Origin of the sequence: Phocaeicola salanitronis DSM 18170 (assembly GCF_000190575.1) — a bacterium.
Classification (GTDB): domain Bacteria; phylum Bacteroidota; class Bacteroidia; order Bacteroidales; family Bacteroidaceae; genus Phocaeicola; species Phocaeicola salanitronis.
The window spans coordinates 1,404,644-1,423,901 of the sequence record NC_015164.1 but is presented as its reverse complement, the minus strand read 5'-3'; the positions used below and the strand labels follow the sequence as shown (position 1 = coordinate 1,423,901).

Here is a 19,258-nt window from a genome sequence, read left to right as displayed (position 1 = left end):
CGTTGTTGTCAATCGAAAAATTGCGAATAAAAACAATCTGCGAAAATCTGCGTTAATCTGCGTTTAAATTGATAATACATATTCAGCGGCAGCTTCGGCACACCGCTCTCCGTCGATGCCTGCCGAGACGATGCCGCCTGCATAGCCTGCCCCTTCTCCGCAGGGGAAAAGACCCTTTACGGTTACGTGCTGGAGCGTTTCGGCATCACGCACGATGCGTACGGGGGCGGAAGTGCGGGTCTCTACGGCTATCATCACGGCATCGTTGGTAAGGAAGCCGCGCGAGCTTTTCCCGAAAAGCTGGAAGCCTTGGCTCAGGCGCTCTCCGATAAACTTCGGGAGCCAGAAGTGCAGGGGCGACGAAATCAGTCCGGGACTGTACGACGTGGGGGGCAGGTCGAAGCTCAGTTTCTTGCGGGTAAAGTCTGCCATCCGTTGTGCGGGAGCCGTCTGCCGCATGTTTCCCTGTTGCCAGCAGATTTGTTCCAGCTTTTCCTGGAAACGCATCATCGCCAGCGGGTGTACTGTTCCTTCTTCCGTCTTTGCCTGTGCTGTCAGGGCTTCGGTCTGTGCTTCCGCCGAGTCGGGGAAAGCCTCGCATGCCTGCAGTTGCAGGTCGGGATGGGCGAGGTCTTCCGTGCGGAGTTCCACCACCATCCCCGAGTTGCTCCATTTCGTACCCCGGTTGCTGGGGCTCATTCCGTTCACCACTATCTGGTGCGGGCCGCTTGCCGCCGGCACCACGAATCCTCCGGGACACATGCAGAAGCTGTATACGCCCCGTCCGTCTACCTGTTGCACGAAGCTGTATTCCGCCGCGGGCAGGTATTTTCCCCGTCCCGCCTTGTTGTGGTATTGGATTTGGTCGATGAGCATCGACGGGTGTTCCAGCCTTACTCCTACAGCGATGCCTTTCGGCTCGATGTGTACGTCGTGGGTATAAAGCCAGCGGTACACGTCGCGTGCCGAATGTCCTGTGGCAAGGATGACGGGGCCGCGGAACGTCTTGCCCGTATTCGTTTCGATGCCCGCCACTTCATTGTGTTCGATGATGAGCGCGTCCATGCGAGTCTGGAAGTGCACCTCTCCGCCGCAGGCAAGGATGGTGTTGCGCATGTTCTCGATGACGCGCGGCAGTTTGTCCGTCCCGATGTGCGGGTGTGCGTCGATGAGGATGGAGGTGTCCGCTCCGTGCTGGCAGAACACGTTCAGTATCTTTTCCACGTTTCCCCGCTTCTTGCTCCGTGTATAGAGCTTTCCGTCCGAGTAGGCACCTGCTCCGCCTTCGCCGAAGCTGTAGTTCGATTCGGCGTCCACTTTGTGCTCACGGCTGATGCGTGCCAGGTCTTCCTTGCGTTCGCGTACGTTTTTCCCCCGTTCTACCACGATGGGGCGCAGTCCCAGTTCTATCAGTTTCAGTGCCGCGAACAGTCCTCCCGGTCCGGCTCCCACTACGATGACGGCAGGTTTCCCCTCCACGTTGCGGTATTCGGTATGTGTAAAAGCTTCTTCTTCGGGCATTTCGTTGATGAACACCCGTACTTTCAGGTTGACGAAAATGGTTCGTTGGCGTGCGTCGATGCTTCGTTTCAGTATGCGTATCGCCTTGATGGTCCGTGCGTCCAGTCCCTTCTCCCGGCTGATGTATTGCTTGATGTTGTCATCGCTTGCTGCCTGTTCGGGCAGTACTCGTAATTGAAGTTCTTGTATCATAGGTTTGTTGTTTTTTCGCTTGTAAGTTTTTTGAAACGCAGATTTTCACAGATTGACGCAGATTATGATTTTATTGTACATATCTTCTTATTCCGTTTTGCAAGTTAGTATTGAAGAAATTTATCAGTAGACCTAAGTGTATTCCGCTTAGTCTTAGGTAAGTCAAAATCTGGGCGGTATGAATAGGTAAAAGTTTTTCTACTGTTTTTAGTTCAACAATGATTTTCCTTTCTACCATAATGTCTATCCTGTATCCGCAATCGATATGTGTATTATCGTAAATGACCGGAAGTTCTTTTTGGTTTTCATATTTGATGCCGAGTTTGCCCAGTTCATAACATAAGCAAGCTTCGTATGTGCTTTCTAATAATCCAGGACCTAATTCTTTATGGACTTTATAGGCGCATCCGATAATTTGATATGCCAATTCGTTTGTTTCTTTGTCAATATATACCATAGCTAAAAATATAATTTGCGTTAATCTGCGAAAATCTGCGTTTTAAAAAATCTTTTCTGTGGTGAAGAGAAACACATCATCCGAAGAGCTCCCGGAAGGCTTCTTCCACTTTCCGCACCGGCACCAGTTCGATTTTGATTTTCTTCCGGTCCAGACCTTGCAGATTATGTTTGGGGATGAGCATGCGCTTGAAGCCCAGTTTTTCCGCTTCGCCGATGCGCTGCTCGATGCGGTTCACCGGACGGATTTCACCGCTCAGGCCCACTTCGCCCGCCATGCACACGCCGGTTTCTATTTCCGTGTCCATATTGCTCGAAAGGATGGCGCTGATGACCGCCAGGTCGATGGCAGGGTCGTTCACTTTCAGTCCTCCGGCTATGTTGAGGAACACGTCCTTCTGCGCCAGCTTGAAGCCTACCCGTTTCTCCAGCACGGCGAGCAGCATGTTCATCCGCCGCAGGTCGAACCCCGTGGCGGAACGCTGGGGCATACCGTAGGCAGCTGTGCTCACCAGTGCCTGCACTTCGATGAGGAACGGGCGTATGCCTTCTACGGCGCAGGCGATAGCCACTCCGCTCATTCCCTCGTGGTCTTGCGTGAGCAGCAGTTCCGACGGGTTGCTCACTTGCCTCAGCCCGTCCTGCCGCATCTCGTAGATGCCCAGCTCCGCCGTGCTCCCGAAGCGGTTCTTGATGCTCCGCAGGATGCGGTACATGTAGTGCTGGTCGCCCTCGAACTGCAGTACCGTGTCTACGATGTGTTCCAGCACTTTCGGTCCGGCGATGCTTCCTTCCTTGTTGATATGTCCGATGAGGATGACGGGCGTTCCTGTCTCTTTGGCGAACTTGAGGATGGCTGCCGAACATTCGCGTACTTGCACGATGCTTCCCGGCGAAGAATCGATGGTTTCGGTCGAAATGGTCTGTATGGAGTCGATGATGACCAGGGCGGGAGCTGTGTTCTTGATGTGGGTGAAGATTTGTTCCAATGACGTTTCGCAGGCTATCAGCAGCTGCGTCGTTTCGGGATGCGGGATGCGGTCGGCACGCAGTTTCAGCTGGCGGGCACTCTCTTCGCCCGAGATGTAAAGCACTTTCAGGCCGGGCAGGCGCAATACCGTCTGAAGGATAAGCGTTGACTTGCCGATGCCCGGCTCGCCTCCTATCAGGGTGAGCGAGCCTTCTACCAGCCCGCCTCCCAGTACCCGGTTCAGCTCGTCATCTCCCATGTCGATGCGCAACTCTTCGCTCGAAGTGATTTCGTGCAGTTGTTGTGGTTTCGAGCGCACGCTTTCGATGCCGTGCGCCGCGTGTTTCGCCACCGGTGTTTCCTTGCGTACCACCTCTTCCGTAAATGTGTTCCATTGTCCGCACGAAGGGCATTTGCCTGCCCATTTGGGCGATTCGTATCCGCAATGGGTGCATACATACACCGTTTTTTCTTTAGCCATATCTTTCCCTTTTCTGTTTCTTTCGGCAAACTTAGGCAAAAATCTGCATATATGCGTGCCTATGTGGTGAAAAACCAAAGATTTTTCCTTAAGTTTGTGGAGTGTATAACCAAATAATAAGTAGTGTATGAAAACGAATGGCAAATGGAACTGGATGTTGCTTGCAGGCTGTATGGCTATGTCATGTGGCTGCGTGGGGAATACGAAAACGCAGGGAAACGAAGGAATGGAAAAAGATTCGGTACGGGCGGCAGTAACCGTGCAGAAGCGGCAGGTGGAAGGAATAAGCGTCACCTGGTTGCGAGACAACGCGGAAGACAAGCTGATGCCGGCTTCATTGTTTGCTGCGGCTTCGGATAGTCTGGTCAAGAGTTTGGAACTGGAGGCAGGGATACCTTCGTCTATCAGTACGTTTTGGGTAGAAACGGAAGGAGTGAAGGTGTTGTTTGATGCCGGGTTGGGTGCCCCGGAAAGCCTTTTGCCTGCCGGGCTGGATTCCATCGGGGTGAAGCCGGAAGATGTGCGCTATGTTTATCTGACGCATTTCCATCACGACCACATCGGCGGCATGCTGAAAGGGGACACGGCTGTTTTCCCCCGTGCCGAGGTCTATGCGTCGAAGGCAGAATACGACGGCTGGATGAAGATGGAAGCCGGCCGGCGGACGGAAGTGGAGAAACTGGTTGAGGCATACAAAGGCCGTATGCATTTCTTCGAGTTCGGCGATACGCTTCCGGGCAAGGTGGTGGCGCTGGAAGCCGTAGGGCATACACCGGGACATACGGCTTATCAGGCTGGCAGGCTATTGGTTATCGGCGATTTGATACACGGTGCTGCGCTCCAGTTGGCACATCCCGACATTTGTGCTTCGTTTGATATGAATCCGGAAGATGCTGTCCGGACACGCAAGCGTTTTTTGCAATATGCCAAAGAAAACGGTTTGATTATGGCGGGCATGCACTTGCCTGCTCCGGCTATTCTGGCTCCGCCTTATGCATTTTGAGGCAGAAGGCGGTGATGAAGTCGGCGGGCAACGCCGGACGATAGGCTTCCTTTTTCTACAAGGCTACATCTGGTTTGCCAACGCATGCCGTTTCATGCCCGGTTTCAACAGGCTGAAACTACAGTTTCAGCACCTTAAAACTACAGTTTCAGCCTGTTGAAACTGATGCGAAACTTAATTGCTCTTGCGAAGCCTGATAAGCCACGCCTGCACCATGCCGCGCAAGGCGAGGTATGAAACAAAGGCGAGCCATAGCGCATGATTGCCGAGCGAGGCATTCAGCCCGTAATAGATGAGGAAGAATCCGGCGGATGCTGCGGCCATGCCTTTCAGCATGATGCCTGTAGCGGTGGCTCCGATGCAGATGCCGTCGAGCAGGAAAGCCGAAAAGCCTGCCAATGGAATGGCAAGCACCCAGTAGAAATAGGCGGATGAGGCTTCGATGACCGTCCGTTCGTTGGTAAGCAGTCCGAGGAAACCCTTTCCGCCGATGCCGTACAGGAGGGTGAAGGCAAGCGCAAGCGCGATGCCCCAGCCGAAGAGGTGCCTGACGGTAAGGCGCAGTTCCGTGCGGTTGCGGGCACCGATGTATTTTCCGGTCAGGGCTTCGCCGGCGTATGCGAATCCGTCCATGATGTAAGAGAAGAGGGTAAAGAGCTGCATCAGCAGGGTGTTGACGGCTAAGGTCACATCGCCATACGCTGCTCCGGTAGAGGTGAAAAATACCGTGACCGTTACCAGGCAGAGGGTGCGCAGGAAGATGTCGCGGTTCACTTGGAAGAAGCGTGCCATGGCTTCGTGCGTGAAGACGCGTTTCCATTCGATGTATTTGCGTAGGGGACGGTAATACCGGAGCCAGAGCAGGTATGCCATAAAGAGCCCTGCATATTGGGCAATGAGCGTGCCCAGTGCCACGCCTGCCACTTTCATGTCGCAGGCAAATACGAAGAACAGGCTTGCGGCAATGTTCACCACGTTTTGTGTGATGGCGATATACATCGGGAACCGTGAGTTCTGCATGCCGATGAACCATCCCGTAAAGCCGTATAGCCCCAGTGTGGCAGGTGCGCCCCAAATGCAGATGTGGAAATAAAGCGAGGCAAGTTCGCGCACTTCGGGGCTGGCTTCAATCAGGTGGAAAGCGATAATGCGGATGGGATATTGCAGGATGAGCAGGGCGAGAGCCAATAAAAAGCTGATGCCTGACGAGCGGAGCAGGATGCGGCTCACTTCGGGCAGGTCGTGTGCTCCGTATGCTTGTGCCGTGAGTCCGCTGGTCCCCATGCGCAAGAAGCCGAATATCCAGTAAATCATGTTGAACAGCATTCCTCCTACGGCAATGGCGCCGATGTAGGAAGCCGAGCCTAAATGGCCGACAATGGTTACGTCCACCAGTCCCAGCAGGGGAACGGTGATGTTCGAGACAATGGAAGGAATGGCTATGTGAAGAATGCGTTGGCTGGTAGGCGACATATATAATAAGGTATATGGGTTAAGTAACTGTTTCTAATAATGATATTTCACCACAGAGGACATAGAGTACCACAGAGGAAAATTAAAAAACTCTGTGTGCCTCTGTGCCCTCTGTGGTGAATATTATACTTAAAGCTCGAAAACGACTTCCTTGAACAGGTATTTACGGCATTTCCCGTTTGCATCTTCCAGAACCAGTCTGCCGGAAGGCTCGATGTCGAGAATGCGGGCAAGGAAACTTCCTTCTTGGTCACGGTATGCATAAAATCCTTCTTTGCGGTATAACATTTGTTTATAGCGTTCGGCTATTTCGGAGGTCTGTCCGTTTTGCAATAGGCGGTAGTACCCGCCAATGCGCTGCATTACCTGATGCAGAATATCGGCAGGGGAATAAGTCTGTCCGGTGATTTGCGTAAGCGATACCGGATTGGGCGCATCGCTCAAGAATCGCTTTTGGTTCAGGTTGACGCCTGTGCCCGAGATGGACCGGCTAATGCTTGTGCCTGTCAGGTCGTTTTCAATCAGGGTGCCGCATATCTTTTTGTCTTTCCAATAAATGTCATTGGGCCATTTGATGCGGATGTCTTCGGTGTACGCTGAAAGCACGTTGGCAAGGGCGAGCGCCGTGATTTGCGAAAGGAGGAACTGGCGTCCGGCTTCTAAACATGTGGGATAGGTCACGAAGCTGAACAACAGGTTCGCTCCCGGTTCCGATTCCCAGCTGTTTTCCCGTTGTCCGCGTCCGGATGTTTGGTACGAAGTATATACGCACGTCAGTTCCGGTTGGGGGGCACGGTCGCATAAACCGGCAAGATAGGTATTGGTGGAAGTGGTCTCCGGCAGGAAAATAGGCTCTGGATAGTTCATCATGTCTTTGTGTTCAATGTTTTACCAAATAGGAGGCAGAAACGCTTCTTCGATGTGTTCGATATGGAAAGGCGGCTCATTGCCTACAACGGTGATGATATCGAAACGCACGGGAAGGTCGAGCCTGAACTTGTTGATGTACGCGTCGGCAAGCGATACCAATGTGCGTATCTTGCGGTTGGTTACGGCATCTTCGGGATGTCCGTATGCTTCGTTTCGCCGTGTCTTGACTTCTACGAAAATCAGCTGGTTATCTTTAGCCGCCACAATGTCAAGCTCATTCCTTCCTCTCCGCCAATTGCGGTGCAGGATGTGATAGCCTTGTCCGGTGAGGTAACGTGCCGCTTCTTCTTCGCCTTCTTTCCCAAGCTCGTTATGTTCTGCCATCTTGTTCTTTTTTGCGTGCAAAGGTACACAATCTTATGATATTTCCTTTAAGCCTGTTTAAATTTTATAGTAAAACAAAATTGGTTTGCGAAAAATGGAATGGAACACAGAGACACAAAGACACAGAGCTTTATTTTTTGAGAGAACAGAGTTCACAGAGTAAAAGTCTGGCTCTATGGTCTTTACCTTCTCTATATATTTATTTCTTCGTGCCTCTGTGTTCAATATAAAGGATTAACGGATTTTTCGCAATCCATTTCTGATTGACTATAATGAATATCCTTTACCCAATTGCCATGTAGGGGCGTATCGCATACGCCCGAATGCGTCAACTAATCCACGTGGATGTTTTCGGGCGTATGCGATACGCCCCTACATGGGATGTTTCGGAATCAAATTAAATTTTAATCCGCATCTGTTTTGCAAATGAAGAAAATGCGTTAATTTTGTACGCATGATGATGAATAAAGGGAAAAAAAGAAAGAAAGTGCCTTCCTCGGCTCCTCCGCGGAAGCGGCGGATGGTATGTTTGCTCAGTGAAGAGGAAGCACAGATTATCGACCGTTATCTGAAACATTATCAGATAACCAACAAGGCGCGTTGGTTCAGGGAAACGGTCCTGACATTCATTCATCAGAAAATGGAGGAGGATTACCCCACTTTATTCAAGGAACACGATATGCGGAGGTGACAGATATGGCAGACGATACGTTTTACATGAAGCAGGCGTTGGCTGAGGCAGAGAAAGCATCGGCAAGGGGAGAAGTGCCCGTAGGTGCGGTGGTGGTATGCCAAGGCCGTATCATTGCCCGTGCGCACAACTTGACCGAAACCTTGAACGATGTGACGGCGCATGCCGAGATGCAGGCCATTACGGCTGCAGCCAATGCGTTGGGAGCCAAGTATCTGAATGATTGTACGCTTTATGTGACGGTAGAGCCGTGTGTGATGTGTGCCGGAGCCATAGCGTGGGCGCAATTGGGCAAGCTGGTGTTCGGTGCCGGAGACGAGAAGCGCGGGTATATGCGTTATGCGCCTGCGGCGCTGCATCCGAAGACCGAAGTGGTTTCGGGTGTCTTGAAAGACGAGTGCGCCGGCTTGATGACGGCGTTTTTCCGGAAACGCCGGTGAGGGGAAAATGTAAAAGTCCTGCCCGGTACGCTGTGCGAAGCAAGAATCGTGGCAGGCTTTGTCTCAAATCAGGTTTACATCGAGCCTAAGCATGATGCCCAAGGCTGTGGCGATGCGGATGAAGGAGGATAGTTGCAGGTCGGTTTCGCCTTTCTCCAGACGGCTGATGTAGGAACGGTCGCGCCCGATGCGCTCCGCCAGTTCTTTTTGGGTGATGCCGAGTGCCTTGCGGCGGTCGCGCAGCACTTCACCATAGTACCATGCCAGTGCCTTGGCGTTGAACTCATCGCGTTCCGGACTTCCCTCCTCGCCTACTTCGCGTGCCAGCATGTTTTCCGCCGTCTCGAAACCGGGCTTCTTGCCGAAGTCCATCTGGCGAAGTTTCTTTAATTCTTCCGCTGTCAGTCTGTTGTTCGTCGTTGTCATAGCAAGTTCCTTAAAATGTTAATAGCCTTTGTTATTTCCTTGTCGTAATCCTTGGTGCTTTTCTTTACAAAGCCGTTCAGCAGGATAACGTTTGTCGCCAGATTGATGTTGTCGTTGTCCACGGCAAATAGGATAACCCGTATCTCGTTGTCCACGGACACCCGCAGTTCGAAGAAATCTGTCCCGACCAGTTTCTTGACAAATTTGACAGGTACCGGACAGACCGTTTCCAATATGGATAAGCATAGCGCAATTTCTCGCGTGTGCTGGGATTAGCGCTTTGCTCAAATTCCTTGAACGCAGGCGACAATATCAGATTCCGTTTCATATCCATCTTGAATTATGCTGCAAAGGTAACGAATTAGTCACGTCTGACCAAATCTTTTGTCGATGAACTGCTTGTTTTCTTCCGTTTCTATTCCAATTTAGTTGAAGAACGCACAAGCCGAAGACAGAATCTGCCAAGCTTGCTTGAACCATTATGCCGAGGCGCAGCCGTTGTTTTGCAAAGAATGCTATTGCTTTAGAATGGCGGATTATAAATCAGCCGGGACGAATGCATAATACACTGCCTGCCCCTTGCGTTCGCCTACGGGCTGAACCTTTGATTTCACTTCAAAATCCAACATACTACTTTCGTTTTTTAGGTTTATAAATATGGTTTGCTATACCCCATGCATGACCCCTTCAGGTACCCCATGCATGGGGTGTTGTGATACCCCTTGCATGGGGTATTATTTCTCATTTATATTCCTCACCTCCACCAGTTCCAGCTCGCAGTCCGATGTACCGGCGGAACGGGTGTCGAGGGCATTGGTATCTTTCAAAGTAAGGTTGAATGAATAAGCATTGCCGCTCGCCAACGAGCCTGTATAGCTGGCGGTCTTATCCTTGCCGGCCACAACCAGCGTAATGTTGAAGCCGGCATTAGGGGCGACAATGGCGGTGTAAGAATGAGCCGCTTCATCTTGCAGCGGAAAGATATCTATCGTGTTCCCATCGCCTGTTACGGTACTGCCGTTTACGGTAATGCTTTCCTTTGTTTGGATGAAAAAGTCCTTAACTTCCGGCATCGTTTCCCCGTAATCAGTCCAATCGGAAATGGTGACGATGACTTTGCTCAGGCGGTGCTCCAATGTCACGCTGGGCGTAGTGCTGATTAAATCGCCGCTGTATGTCATGAAATCCGCTTTGCATAAGTTTCCGCTGGTAGTTTGGTTTTCGGGAATGGTGAAAGAGTTCGCGGATGTACCTATTCCTCCCGGATACCATGCTGTGATAGTGCCGGGCAGCGTAACAATGATAGGCTCTGATCGTGTCCAGCTTCTTTTCTGTGCATTATAGGTCAACGTATAGGAAGACGATGTTCCGTTATATCCTGTTACATTCAGCCCAATCACATCATTATTTTCCCATGTCCACGTATCTCCGTCAGTAGTGGCACGTGTGTCAATGCTCACCTGCACCTCTTGCGGCTCTCCACTCGGCACAAGGCTGTCTTCCTCGCTGCTGCACGCCGCGAAGAGGGGCACGAAAGCCGCCAGCCAAAGGGCTTTTATCAATGTCTTGTTCATTATCATATTTCTGTTCAGTTTTTAGGGTTGAACTTAGGTTTATATGTTCTCTTGCTTGCTTCTTTCCATTTGAATGTTTATTCGGTGGTTGTCAATTCATGGTTGCCACCGTTGTCCCAACCGCTTACAGTGATATTATCAACCGTCACTCTGTTCTCTTTCATGATAGTTACCTCGTAGGTATAGGAATGGCCTGCTTCCCAAGTAATTTCTGTTGATGAATAACAAGGATAGCTACTGAGCCCATTTTTGATGTCAAGATAAGAAAACATACTTTTCACTGTTTGCGGAATGACGAGTGCGGCAAAACTGGCGAGGGAAGTTTCGTTTTCATCAGATGCAAGAGGTTTTGGACCGAGACTGTAGGCCGTGATAGTCTCCATTGTGCTTCCCGGTGTCCAGTTGAGATAATTCTCGCTTATGTTGTCCGTACTCACTGTGCCGTTCATAACAATATTGTACATATATCCTATCGTCACACTGACGTCATCACTTCCGTACACAGGACCTACATTGCGGACATGTACCACCACTTTTGCCACTTGATGGTAGAATTTAAGGGCAATTTCCTTCCGTCCGCTTACGGTTGCCTGCGCAAAAAGCAAGTCGCTTTTCGCATAATTGTCGCCGGTTTGGTTGGTTTGTACAGACCATGAGTCGGAACGCTCTTCGCTGTTGTCGCCATAATGCCAGGCACGGACAAGTTTGGTCTCGTTGTCGCTTAGCCAAGTAGATTGAGTGCCGCTCGTAAAGGTCAGTTTGCCATCGGTACCGGCTGTGTAAATTCCTCTCTTGGCTTGCGTCCAGTCGGGAGTTGTCGTATCGTCATAATTGTCTATCACCTCTACAATGACGGTTTCCGTACCTTCCCAACTGTTATCGGGAGTCGCCCGCGTGCCGGTTGTTGCATCCGCCATGACAGCAGTCAGCACCAATGGCTCGCCGTTTCCCTCAGGGCGTGTTTCGGTAAGGTCGTCATGCGAACAGGCAGATAGAATGCCTGCCAGCAAAAGGAGAATCATCCGTTTCAAGTCTGATAGTCGGTTCATATTACATATATATTTTATGTTCTGTCTTTGTGCCACCGGCGGCTGCGAAACCGCCAGCTACACCTTTTTGTTCAGGCATATCTCCGTGCTTGCGCAGGATGCACGGGATGGCTGTTGTTTCTTTTCACTGGAATCAGTTGATTTCAATTTTATCACCTCCACCGTTCGTCCAATCCTGTATTGTGCCGGAACTGATTACCAAGCCTGTCTTCTGAATGGAAATGTCGTAGCTGTAAGACGTGGATGCAGCGAATGCAGGGGTCAGTGTACCCGTGTAGGTCTGTCCGTCGATGGTAGCACTAAAGGTCAGGCTGGCGCCTGTTTGCGGATAGAGTATCAGGCTGCATGTTCCGATGTTATTAGTATAAGTAATGTAGTCAGTTATTTCCCAATTATCTGTCGCATTTCCTGTCGCTTCCGCTGTTCCGTCCTCCGTGTTGAACGTACCGCTGTGCTTGATGCCACTCAGTGTATAAGTACCGCTTGCCACTTGATCGGCTGTGAAGCCAGCCCCAGTGTCCGTCGTGATGTTCAGCACAAGGCGGGTCATCATGTGTTTGAAGCGGGCATCAGTGGTTCCATTATCTGTGTTGTTGAATTTTACAGTGGGGCTGTTCTTGCTTGCCGTTGCACCCGTTGCGAACATGAAGTCAAAGTTCTTTTGCGCACTTTGGTCTGATGTCGTAACGTCGTTGATTGTTCCTGCGGTGGTTCTTTCCTGGCTGTCCTCGTCAAACGGGTAGTAGGCACTGAACGTAACCGTTTCGCTTGCGTCCTGAAAGAAGATGCCCGAAGCCTCACCGCCAAAGTGCGTGAAATTACCATCGGCGGCAGTAGTGACATACTTCATATTGAGATAATGCGTGCCGCCCGTTGTCGCCGTAGTGCTTACCGTAGAAACACCAATGGCATCGCCGGCATCCCATGTCGTGCCTGACGCACGTGTCGGTAAGTTGATGCCTGCGGTGATTTGTGCCACTACGGGACCGTCGTTTACAACTATATTCTCATCATTATGACTGCATGCCGTCAAGACGCATGCCAACAAACTGATTGCAATGTATTTTTGTCTCATATCTTTTATTATTAAATGGTTACATGGTTGCTTCTATGTCATCTCCTGTTATTGTTTCCCAGTCTTCAATCTTTCCCGATACATCTATCGGTATTTCTGGATCAGGTTCCGGTTCGGGTTCCGGCTCTGGTTCCGGTTCTTCCGGCTTTGCCGTATCCAGTGTGCTTTCCAGTTGGATAGGGGCTAAGTGTTCGAGGTCGCTCAGTTCGTCCGTCAAGTCGGATTGGAACGTAAGCGTGCGCCCGTCCGCCAACGTGACAGTTGCTTTTAGGATTTGCTTCAGCTCCGGAAGGATGCCGAAGGTACGGAGGCGCATGACGATGCCTTCTCCGCCGGGTAACGGCTCTACATCGAACAGGGTGGTATTTCTGTCGGAAGAAGCACGTGCGGCATTGTCTTCTGCCGGTTTGCCGTCCGGCAAGTGAATGGCAGGAACTAAGCCGCTCAGTGTAGCCCTTGTTTCCTTCACTTCGATGGCTTCGGTAAAGCGAAGCGTAAGGGTGACCGGGGTAATGAGGCGGTGCATCCGCAAGGGAATCCATGCGGTATCTCCCGCAGCTACTGTTGCGGTAGTGTCTGCGGCGAAGAGATAACCGGGCAGGGCTTCCAGCAGTCCTTCTTCTGTCCTGTGGATAGAGGCGGTATTGTCCTCGATGCTTATGCCTTCCGGCTCGTTATAGGCAAGGACGGGATAATCCGCGGTGGAAGCAGAGTCTTTATACATATATAGGGTATGTGCATCGGCTACAATTGCGGTATCGCCGACGAACAGGTTGTATGCCGTGGGGATATGTTCCTCTTCCAGTGCTTCCGACCAGTCGGGCTGGATGGCGAGTGCCTTGATCTTTACTGTATCTGTCGGAACAGGTTCCGGCTCTGGCTCAGGTTCCGGTTCAGGCTCTGGTTCTGGAATAGGCTCTGGTTCTACGATGACAGGGTCGCTATCGCATGCCGCAACGCCGAATGCCGGCAGGACACATGACAAGAATTTGTATCCGTATGACAGGAAAAGCCTTCTGTCGGAGGTATTGCTGTTCTTTTTTCTAAACATATTGAGCTTTTGAGTTTTTAAGTTTTGATGAATCCCGTAAAACGGCACAGGCGGCATACGGGCACAAGGAAGTGCTTCGTATGCCGCCTGGCACAATGTAGCAACGCATCTGCGTGTTTATCAATGCGTAGTAAGTCCTGTTGGAATTGGGGGGGGTAATAATCTGCTGATAATATGCAAATTATATACCTTAATAATGCTTAAAACATTTGCATAAAGGGATGAAAAAAAGCACGCAAAAGAGTTACCCCGTCTGGAAAGGCGGGAAAACATTCCTTGGGTGTACAGCTTTGTTTTCATCTCCGGTCTTTTTTGTTTGGGTATGAATCTATACCTGTAGTCGGGACAAAGGTACAAAATATTCCGATAAACGGTGATATAGTCAATCAGAAATAAAATGCGAAAAAACATTTGTCATGCTGAACGAAGTGAAGCATCTCGAATGCACCCACGTGGATGTACACGAGATCCTTCACGTGCGTTCCCTTAGATGACAATACATCAAGATTTTTTCGCAAACCAATTTTGTTCTACTATAATACGGAAGAAAAATAGTTGGAAGCTGGAAATTAACTGTTCTTTGTTGATTAAATTTAATGATGTTCCCATTCTTCTAATAAATCAAAAGCTAAATAGCGGAGGCGCTCTTCTCCAAGGGGAGGGTAGAGCTTTAAAGCTTCTTCCAGAAATTGAGGGAAGTTTTTGTCGCACAAGCGGTAGAGGTCGATGAGACTTGCCGTGGAGTCTGCTTCATCCAATTGCTCCACGATGGCTTTCAGCTTTTCTTCGGCGGTTTGTCCGGGCAAGCGTTTGATTTGTCGGATAGTTTTCCGCCATTGACTTTCTTCTTCTTCGTTTTCCACTCGGACACAGTTTTTCATATCGCCGATACAGAAAGGTATCTTCATGGGATATGGGTCAGTGTAGGGAAAAAAGACATTTTCGCTTCTCCTTGGAGGGAACGAACTGTGTACTGGTTGCCTTGTAAGCAGAGCAAATGGTTGTTGCTATATCCAACCATTTCTCCAATCTCTTTTTGAGGCAAAACCGTAATCAGATGTTTTTCGGCAAAATCTTCGTAAAGGTAATATTGACCTTTACGAAGGACGATGTGTTTGATAGTCATGATTTTTCTGTTTGAGTGAACGGTGAGGAGGACATCGGTTAGTAACATCCTCCTCTGGGATAACAGGTCTTATCCCATCTTCTCAATCTTGAAGTTGCTGAGACTGCAACCCGGAAGGAGTTTCACGCCATATTTACGTTCTACTTCCATATCGATTTCCTTGATCGTGGGTGGTGCGTTGGTTCCGCTTTTCAGCACTTCTACCCACATTCCCGGCGTTACTTTCCCTGTGACCTTTACGGCAGTCACGCGCCACAAATGATTCATCATAACGAATATTTTTTAGATGTGAAACATAGTTCTGGGCAAATTCTATGTTGGAACTTGCTTTCGGTAGACAAAGGTCGGAAAGGGATGTGCCATATTGCGGCTTAGGAGAATATTATTTGCTGACAAATCAAGCTATAGGGTCTGCACAATACATCCGACGTTTGCATGTTTTGCACATTTTCCCTATCCATACGTCATCAAACAAGTTCATGGCTTGTTCTACGATTTCGGGTTGGTCGGTCAGGATGCCGGCCTCAAAGTTGCGGGTAGTTTCCGCTTTCATGCCGATACCAGCTCCGGTCAGGTTGGCACTTCCGATATAGACTTCCGCACAATCGAATACTAATATCTTGAAATGTACCCGTGGACAAAGAACCCGCTCCAGCCTGTCATAGAGCAAGGGATATTTATCAAAATCCTCTCGGAAGGCCGGACCGGGTTCTTTGGCATGAATGAGCCGCACTTCTACTCCTTTCTTTATCAATTCCGCTAACAGGGCTAAGAACGGTCGTTTCGCTTTCTTTGTTTCCACATAGAGGTCTTTGATGTCGGCCGTTCCTATCCACAATGTTTTCTTCACCGAACAGGCTCGTTGAAGGACTTCGGTGTAGTGGGCTTGGTTGGAGATGAAAGTGAGCATTATTTTTCTCCCTTGTAATGTCTAATGATTTCTAATCCATTTTTGTAAAGTGGAGATTTCTCAATAGAAGTGACAATCTTTTCTATTATAGAGTCATGAGTCAGTAAATCTTCTTTTGTAAACAGAATATCTTCTTTTTGGAAATGCCAATAATCTTTTTTAGGAGTATGATAATTAGGCTCAATACCTGCTTCCTTCAGTGAATTTAGATTCTGCTCAACATATTTCATTATGTTTCCTTGTAACTCCAGATACATCTCTACACGACATTGTTGACTGAAGTCCCATAATGAATTATACTTTAATGTAAGCATGATTTGTTCTGAACATTCTTTTGGACATCCTATATAAGTATAATAAGTATATCTATGGTTTCCTTTAGCCTTAACTTGCAAATCAATACCTCTTTTGGCTAATCGTATATTAACAGTGTTCTCATCTTCAATTGATTTACAAATATGTCGGATTATATTTGAACGGATTTTGGACAATTCGTTAATAATCTTTCGCTGCCTATCATCTGAGTAGTAGAAGTTTAATTCGTTTGTATCCATGTCATGTGAAGTTTTATTATAAATATTTTGAATGAGATCTTGTAGAATCAATAAGTCTCTTGGAGCTAATGAATGTGAATAGTTAGGTAATGCATTTTCTATGGCTTTGGCGAATTCTTTATGCGTGATGTTAATATAATAAGGATTATTGGGATTTATTTCATATAAAGACAGAATAACTCCACGTTTAAATTCATCTAACTGGAGTACGCTTTTCCAGTAGATGTCAAGGTCATTAGTTAGTTTTGCATAAACCTTATTTTCAATAATAATGGCTTCTTTCTCATTCTTGATTAACAGATCTATTCGCTTATCATCTTCAACAGAGTATTCACGAATAACAGAAAATTTTTCCATGGACAATTCTGCTTTGCCTGTTTTTTCAGCAATCAAAGTATTAAGAGTTTTAATAAACAAATGTCCTAAACCGTGTTTTTCTTTAGGATTAAAGAAATAGGCGTAAATATCTGACCAGTGGTTTTCAAGTCGACTTATGCCAGCAATGTCCATAAAGGTCTTTTCTTGTTTTTGTTTTTCCGGTATCTGAATATTCTCTTGAGAAAGCCATTCAGATAATTCTTTAAACGTTACGCTCATGGTTAAAAATTTAAAGTTTATACTCGTTCTATTCAAATAGTACCAGAATTTAAGCGAATCGAATAATCGTCTATTAGTTATGTAATATGTCTCTAAATTTATCTTTTAACTCGTTAACTTTTTTGTTACGCCTTAAAGTTACAAAGCATTTTTGAATTGCAAAATAAATCGGAGACAATATCACAAACCGCTTTGCTTTACTCCGCCGCCTTAAAGTTATACATCGGTTTAATCACATTCACCAACGACATTGTATTATCTGCTGTGTAAGTAAGGTGGCTGCTCCTTAGTGTTATATTGACTCATCGTTGGACATAGGATGTTTCATTTTTCATGAATGTTCTCGTATTCTTCGTCAGAAAGTTCTCTCGACTGGATGACTTTTCCACAATCATTTATCCATGTAACCGTTCTATCCTTACAGAGTATAAAACTATTTTCGTTTACTTGAATCAGTTCTCCATATTCTTTGGCAGAGACTTGTCCTTGACGACTTCCTTCCAAATCATAGACAATAAAGTCATCATCTATTTTGAGCGCTATAAACGTCTCGCCTGCAAGAACCTGTTTGACAGACTTCTTGTCAGACAAAAGGCCATCAAGATATATCCTTTTTTTCTTTGGCAAATTGTCAAACTGCAATACTGCAACAGGGATATAATTCACTTTGCGCGGCTGATCTATGCGATTAATTCCAACCTTAGAAAATTTAATCTCAATACTTGTAATACTCATATCTTTAAGTTTTTATGCAGAACAATTGGCTTGTTCTGAGTTAATTTGAATTTTATCTTCGTTTCACAACTCTCACACTTCTCAAGTTTATTCACATCTCCCTTCTAACTTAATTTGTTTTGTTTCCATGGAACCACTTACGTCAAAAGAAGAATCTGAATAGAATTTAGAAGCTGTTTTGAATTTCTCCAAAAAGTTTTTCTTGGCTTGATGTATCCGTTTTCGTGTGTGCTTTGGGCGATTTTTTGGTCCTTTTCGCTCCTGTTCTTCGTCAGATAGCCCGCTATCTTCCTCATCACACAAGCGGAAATGCCTCAAAAACTCATCCCAAATCATCGCACGATAAATTCAAAACAGCTTCTTAATTTCCGTAATCATAATGTTAAATTTTTATCATTATAATTCTTAATTACTCCGCTGCCTTAAAGTTATACACCGGTTTTATCACATTTACCACCGACACCGTATCACTGATGTTTTGAATAATCTCCTCTTTTGGTTTGTATACCATAGGGGATTCGTCTTTAGTGTCTTCGTTCACGCATTCTGTATAGATATTCTGCATGGATCGGGCATAGTCGTCTATACTGATTTCTTTAAAGGCTTGGCTTCGGCTCATGATGCGGCCTGCACCATGCGGGGCTGAAGAGTTCCAGTCTTCATTGCCCTTGCCGATGCAGATGAGGGAACCGTCGCGCATGTTCAGCGGAATGATACATTTCTCTCCGGTACGGGCAGCGATAGCTCCTTTGCGGATGAGGTTATCATCGCTGATGTAGTTGTGGACACTTTCAAATAGGAGTCCGGTATCTTGTTTTTCGGTGACTCCCTGCGTAATCAGGTAATCCATGATGAGTCCTGTAATCATGCGGCGGTTTATCTTCGCCCATTGCTGGCAAAGGCGCATGTCGTGCAGGTAGTCCTCCCGATAAGTGCCTTCCAGATAGGATAAATCAGCAGGTATGGCGGGTTTGCGCATCTTGAATGAATTGTGCAGTTCGCGGATAACGTCCTGTAACTCGTCTTTCCGTCCGGCTTGCTTGTATGCTGCAATCAGGTGATTCTGTTCTTCCATCAGTTCTGCCCAGCCGGATTGGCACTTTACGGCCAATTGCTGATAAATTTGCGCCACTTGCTTGCCCAGATTACGGCTTCCGGTATGTACAACTAAATAAAATAGGTCGTTTTCATCCTTGTTTAATTCGATGAAATGGTTGCCTCCGCCCAGCGAACCGATGGAAAGGTTGAGGCGTTTGGTTTCTTTCAGTTCCCGGTAGCTACGCAACTGCTTGATTAGGTCTTTGCTCTCACGGTAGGCATCCATATACTTTTGTGGAAGCGGGGCATAGCGATTGTCCCGATAATTGCGTCCGGAGGGAATGTGGTGTAAGATAAACTCGTTCAAGGCATGGTAATTTATCTCTTTCATGCAGGCAAACGGTTGTACCAGGATGCCGCAACCGATGTCCACCCCTACAATATTGGGGATAACCTTGTCGCCCAGATTACCCGTAAAGCCGATGACACATCCGGCTCCGGCATGTACGTCGGGCATGATGCGGATTTTGCAATCGCTGAACACTGGGATAGTCAGCAACCGCTCTATTTGCTCAATGGCAGTAGCCTCGATGTTGTCCGTGAATATCTTCACGTCGTGATTCTGAATGGTTCTCATTGTTC

At 47.9% G+C, this 19,258-nt stretch carries 23 protein-coding genes; 3 read left to right on the top strand and 20 right to left on the bottom strand.

From position 1 onward, the window contains the following. Nucleotides 1-63: 63 nt before the first annotated feature. From BACSA_RS06425 to radA, 3 genes are all read right to left on the bottom strand, one after another. Nucleotides 64-1,713, bottom strand: a complete 1,650-nt coding sequence (locus tag BACSA_RS06425; protein ID WP_013617291.1) for an NAD(P)/FAD-dependent oxidoreductase — start codon at nucleotides 1,711-1,713, stop codon at nucleotides 64-66. A 70-nt stretch (nucleotides 1,714-1,783) separates the two neighbouring features. Then, nucleotides 1,784-2,170, bottom strand: coding sequence for a GxxExxY protein (locus BACSA_RS06420; protein WP_013617290.1), 387 nt, complete (start codon nucleotides 2,168-2,170; stop codon nucleotides 1,784-1,786). Between the two features lie 76 nt (nucleotides 2,171-2,246). After that, nucleotides 2,247-3,620: a DNA repair protein RadA gene (radA, locus tag BACSA_RS06415; protein WP_013617289.1), complete on the bottom strand. Its 1,374-nt coding sequence runs from the start codon at nucleotides 3,618-3,620 to the stop codon at nucleotides 2,247-2,249. Between the two features lie 127 nt (nucleotides 3,621-3,747). Here radA and BACSA_RS06410 point away from each other — a divergent pair, with 127 nt between their 5' ends. Beyond that, complete coding sequence (locus BACSA_RS06410) at nucleotides 3,748-4,623, top strand: MBL fold metallo-hydrolase (protein WP_013617288.1); 876 nt, start codon at nucleotides 3,748-3,750, stop codon at nucleotides 4,621-4,623. A 174-nt stretch (nucleotides 4,624-4,797) separates the two neighbouring features. Here BACSA_RS06410 and BACSA_RS06405 read toward each other — a convergent pair whose 3' ends face one another. From BACSA_RS06405 to BACSA_RS06395, 3 genes are all read right to left on the bottom strand, one after another. Further along, a complete protein-coding gene (locus BACSA_RS06405; protein WP_013617287.1) occupies nucleotides 4,798-6,096 on the bottom strand; it encodes an MATE family efflux transporter in 1,299 nt (432 codons plus the stop codon). A 129-nt stretch (nucleotides 6,097-6,225) separates the two neighbouring features. Continuing rightward, entirely contained in the window at nucleotides 6,226-6,966 is a 741-nt protein-coding gene (locus BACSA_RS06400; RefSeq protein WP_041583917.1) for a biotin--[acetyl-CoA-carboxylase] ligase, read from the bottom strand. A gap of 18 nt (nucleotides 6,967-6,984) precedes the next feature. Beyond that, nucleotides 6,985-7,350, bottom strand: a complete 366-nt coding sequence (locus BACSA_RS06395; protein ID WP_013617285.1) for a YraN family protein — start codon at nucleotides 7,348-7,350, stop codon at nucleotides 6,985-6,987. A gap of 457 nt (nucleotides 7,351-7,807) precedes the next feature. On the opposite strand from BACSA_RS06395, the gene BACSA_RS06390 reads away from it, so the two are divergent. Both BACSA_RS06390 and BACSA_RS06385 read left to right on the top strand, forming a co-directional pair. Then, a complete protein-coding gene (locus BACSA_RS06390) occupies nucleotides 7,808-8,041 on the top strand; it encodes a hypothetical protein (RefSeq protein WP_013617284.1) in 234 nt (77 codons plus the stop codon). A gap of 5 nt (nucleotides 8,042-8,046) precedes the next feature. After that, nucleotides 8,047-8,481 (top strand): nucleoside deaminase, encoded by a 435-nt coding sequence (locus BACSA_RS06385; RefSeq protein WP_013617283.1) that lies wholly within the window; start codon nucleotides 8,047-8,049, stop codon nucleotides 8,479-8,481. A gap of 63 nt (nucleotides 8,482-8,544) precedes the next feature. Here the strand turns inward: BACSA_RS06385 and BACSA_RS06380 are convergent, their stop codons facing one another. The 14 genes from BACSA_RS06380 to BACSA_RS06315 all read right to left on the bottom strand — a co-directional run bounded on the left by BACSA_RS06380 (nucleotide 8,545) and on the right by BACSA_RS06315 (nucleotide 19,253). Then, nucleotides 8,545-8,907, bottom strand: coding sequence for a helix-turn-helix domain-containing protein (locus BACSA_RS06380; protein WP_013617282.1), 363 nt, complete (start codon nucleotides 8,905-8,907; stop codon nucleotides 8,545-8,547). After that, nucleotides 8,904-9,140, bottom strand: coding sequence for a type II toxin-antitoxin system RelE/ParE family toxin (locus BACSA_RS06375; protein ID WP_245546589.1), 237 nt, complete (start codon nucleotides 9,138-9,140; stop codon nucleotides 8,904-8,906). The genes BACSA_RS06380 and BACSA_RS06375 overlap by 4 nt, the downstream gene beginning before the upstream one ends. 501 nt (nucleotides 9,141-9,641) lie before the next feature. Beyond that, nucleotides 9,642-10,487: a fimbrillin family protein gene (locus BACSA_RS06370; protein ID WP_013617280.1), complete on the bottom strand. Its 846-nt coding sequence runs from the start codon at nucleotides 10,485-10,487 to the stop codon at nucleotides 9,642-9,644. 71 nt (nucleotides 10,488-10,558) lie between these two features. Next, entirely contained in the window at nucleotides 10,559-11,530 is a 972-nt protein-coding gene (locus tag BACSA_RS06365; protein ID WP_013617279.1) for a fimbrillin family protein, read from the bottom strand. 133 nt (nucleotides 11,531-11,663) lie between these two features. Continuing rightward, nucleotides 11,664-12,605, bottom strand: coding sequence for a fimbrillin family protein (locus BACSA_RS06360; RefSeq protein WP_013617278.1), 942 nt, complete (start codon nucleotides 12,603-12,605; stop codon nucleotides 11,664-11,666). A gap of 19 nt (nucleotides 12,606-12,624) precedes the next feature. After that, entirely contained in the window at nucleotides 12,625-13,656 is a 1,032-nt protein-coding gene (locus BACSA_RS06355) for a hypothetical protein (protein ID WP_013617277.1), read from the bottom strand. 593 nt (nucleotides 13,657-14,249) lie between these two features. Continuing rightward, on the bottom strand, nucleotides 14,250-14,519 hold the full coding sequence (locus BACSA_RS06350; protein WP_144005192.1) for a hypothetical protein: 270 nt from the start codon (nucleotides 14,517-14,519) through the stop codon (nucleotides 14,250-14,252). A 41-nt stretch (nucleotides 14,520-14,560) separates the two neighbouring features. Further along, nucleotides 14,561-14,782 (bottom strand): hypothetical protein, encoded by a 222-nt coding sequence (locus tag BACSA_RS06345; RefSeq protein ID WP_013617275.1) that lies wholly within the window; start codon nucleotides 14,780-14,782, stop codon nucleotides 14,561-14,563. Nucleotides 14,783-14,851: 69 nt separating this feature from the next. Further along, nucleotides 14,852-15,052 carry a hypothetical protein gene (locus tag BACSA_RS06340; protein ID WP_013617274.1) on the bottom strand — a complete coding sequence of 67 codons (201 nt, stop codon included), beginning with the start codon at nucleotides 15,050-15,052 and terminating at the stop codon, nucleotides 14,852-14,854. 127 nt (nucleotides 15,053-15,179) lie between these two features. After that, the gene (locus tag BACSA_RS06335) at nucleotides 15,180-15,692 is read right to left on the bottom strand and encodes a phospholipase D-like domain-containing protein (protein WP_013617273.1); all 513 of its coding nucleotides are present in this window, start codon (nucleotides 15,690-15,692) and stop codon (nucleotides 15,180-15,182) included. Next, on the bottom strand, nucleotides 15,692-16,843 hold the full coding sequence (locus tag BACSA_RS06330; protein ID WP_041583915.1) for a PD-(D/E)XK nuclease family protein: 1,152 nt from the start codon (nucleotides 16,841-16,843) through the stop codon (nucleotides 15,692-15,694). The genes BACSA_RS06335 and BACSA_RS06330 overlap by 1 nt, the downstream gene beginning before the upstream one ends. 324 nt (nucleotides 16,844-17,167) lie before the next feature. Further along, the gene (locus tag BACSA_RS06325; protein ID WP_013617271.1) at nucleotides 17,168-17,578 is read right to left on the bottom strand and encodes a hypothetical protein; all 411 of its coding nucleotides are present in this window, start codon (nucleotides 17,576-17,578) and stop codon (nucleotides 17,168-17,170) included. A gap of 87 nt (nucleotides 17,579-17,665) precedes the next feature. Further along, nucleotides 17,666-17,914, bottom strand: coding sequence for a hypothetical protein (locus BACSA_RS20120; protein ID WP_041583914.1), 249 nt, complete (start codon nucleotides 17,912-17,914; stop codon nucleotides 17,666-17,668). 73 nt (nucleotides 17,915-17,987) lie between these two features. Then, a complete protein-coding gene (locus BACSA_RS06315) occupies nucleotides 17,988-19,253 on the bottom strand; it encodes an RNA-splicing ligase RtcB (RefSeq protein WP_013617270.1) in 1,266 nt (421 codons plus the stop codon). Nucleotides 19,254-19,258: the final 5 nt, after the last annotated feature.

Coding starts and splice junctions, on each gene's coding strand:
- BACSA_RS06425 (WP_013617291.1), bottom strand. CDS start 1,713: ATGATACAAGAACTTCAATTACGAGTACTGCCCGAACAGGCAGCAAGC.
- BACSA_RS06420 (WP_013617290.1), bottom strand. CDS start 2,170: ATGGTATATATTGACAAAGAAACAAACGAATTGGCATATCAAATTATC.
- radA (WP_013617289.1), bottom strand. CDS start 3,620: ATGGCTAAAGAAAAAACGGTGTATGTATGCACCCATTGCGGATACGAA.
- BACSA_RS06410 (WP_013617288.1), top strand. CDS start 3,748: ATGAAAACGAATGGCAAATGGAACTGGATGTTGCTTGCAGGCTGTATG.
- BACSA_RS06405 (WP_013617287.1), bottom strand. CDS start 6,096: ATGTCGCCTACCAGCCAACGCATTCTTCACATAGCCATTCCTTCCATT.
- BACSA_RS06400 (WP_041583917.1), bottom strand. CDS start 6,966: ATGATGAACTATCCAGAGCCTATTTTCCTGCCGGAGACCACTTCCACC.
- BACSA_RS06395 (WP_013617285.1), bottom strand. CDS start 7,350: ATGGCAGAACATAACGAGCTTGGGAAAGAAGGCGAAGAAGAAGCGGCA.
- BACSA_RS06390 (WP_013617284.1), top strand. CDS start 7,808: ATGATGAATAAAGGGAAAAAAAGAAAGAAAGTGCCTTCCTCGGCTCCT.
- BACSA_RS06385 (WP_013617283.1), top strand. CDS start 8,047: ATGGCAGACGATACGTTTTACATGAAGCAGGCGTTGGCTGAGGCAGAG.
- BACSA_RS06380 (WP_013617282.1), bottom strand. CDS start 8,907: ATGACAACGACGAACAACAGACTGACAGCGGAAGAATTAAAGAAACTT.
- BACSA_RS06370 (WP_013617280.1), bottom strand. CDS start 10,487: ATGATAATGAACAAGACATTGATAAAAGCCCTTTGGCTGGCGGCTTTC.
- BACSA_RS06365 (WP_013617279.1), bottom strand. CDS start 11,530: ATGAACCGACTATCAGACTTGAAACGGATGATTCTCCTTTTGCTGGCA.
- BACSA_RS06360 (WP_013617278.1), bottom strand. CDS start 12,605: ATGAGACAAAAATACATTGCAATCAGTTTGTTGGCATGCGTCTTGACG.
- BACSA_RS06355 (WP_013617277.1), bottom strand. CDS start 13,656: ATGTTTAGAAAAAAGAACAGCAATACCTCCGACAGAAGGCTTTTCCTG.
- BACSA_RS06345 (WP_013617275.1), bottom strand. CDS start 14,782: ATGACTATCAAACACATCGTCCTTCGTAAAGGTCAATATTACCTTTAC.
- BACSA_RS06340 (WP_013617274.1), bottom strand. CDS start 15,052: ATGATGAATCATTTGTGGCGCGTGACTGCCGTAAAGGTCACAGGGAAA.
- BACSA_RS06335 (WP_013617273.1), bottom strand. CDS start 15,692: ATGCTCACTTTCATCTCCAACCAAGCCCACTACACCGAAGTCCTTCAA.
- BACSA_RS06330 (WP_041583915.1), bottom strand. CDS start 16,843: ATGAGCGTAACGTTTAAAGAATTATCTGAATGGCTTTCTCAAGAGAAT.
- BACSA_RS06325 (WP_013617271.1), bottom strand. CDS start 17,578: ATGAGTATTACAAGTATTGAGATTAAATTTTCTAAGGTTGGAATTAAT.
- BACSA_RS20120 (WP_041583914.1), bottom strand. CDS start 17,914: ATGATTTGGGATGAGTTTTTGAGGCATTTCCGCTTGTGTGATGAGGAA.
- BACSA_RS06315 (WP_013617270.1), bottom strand. CDS start 19,253: ATGAGAACCATTCAGAATCACGACGTGAAGATATTCACGGACAACATC.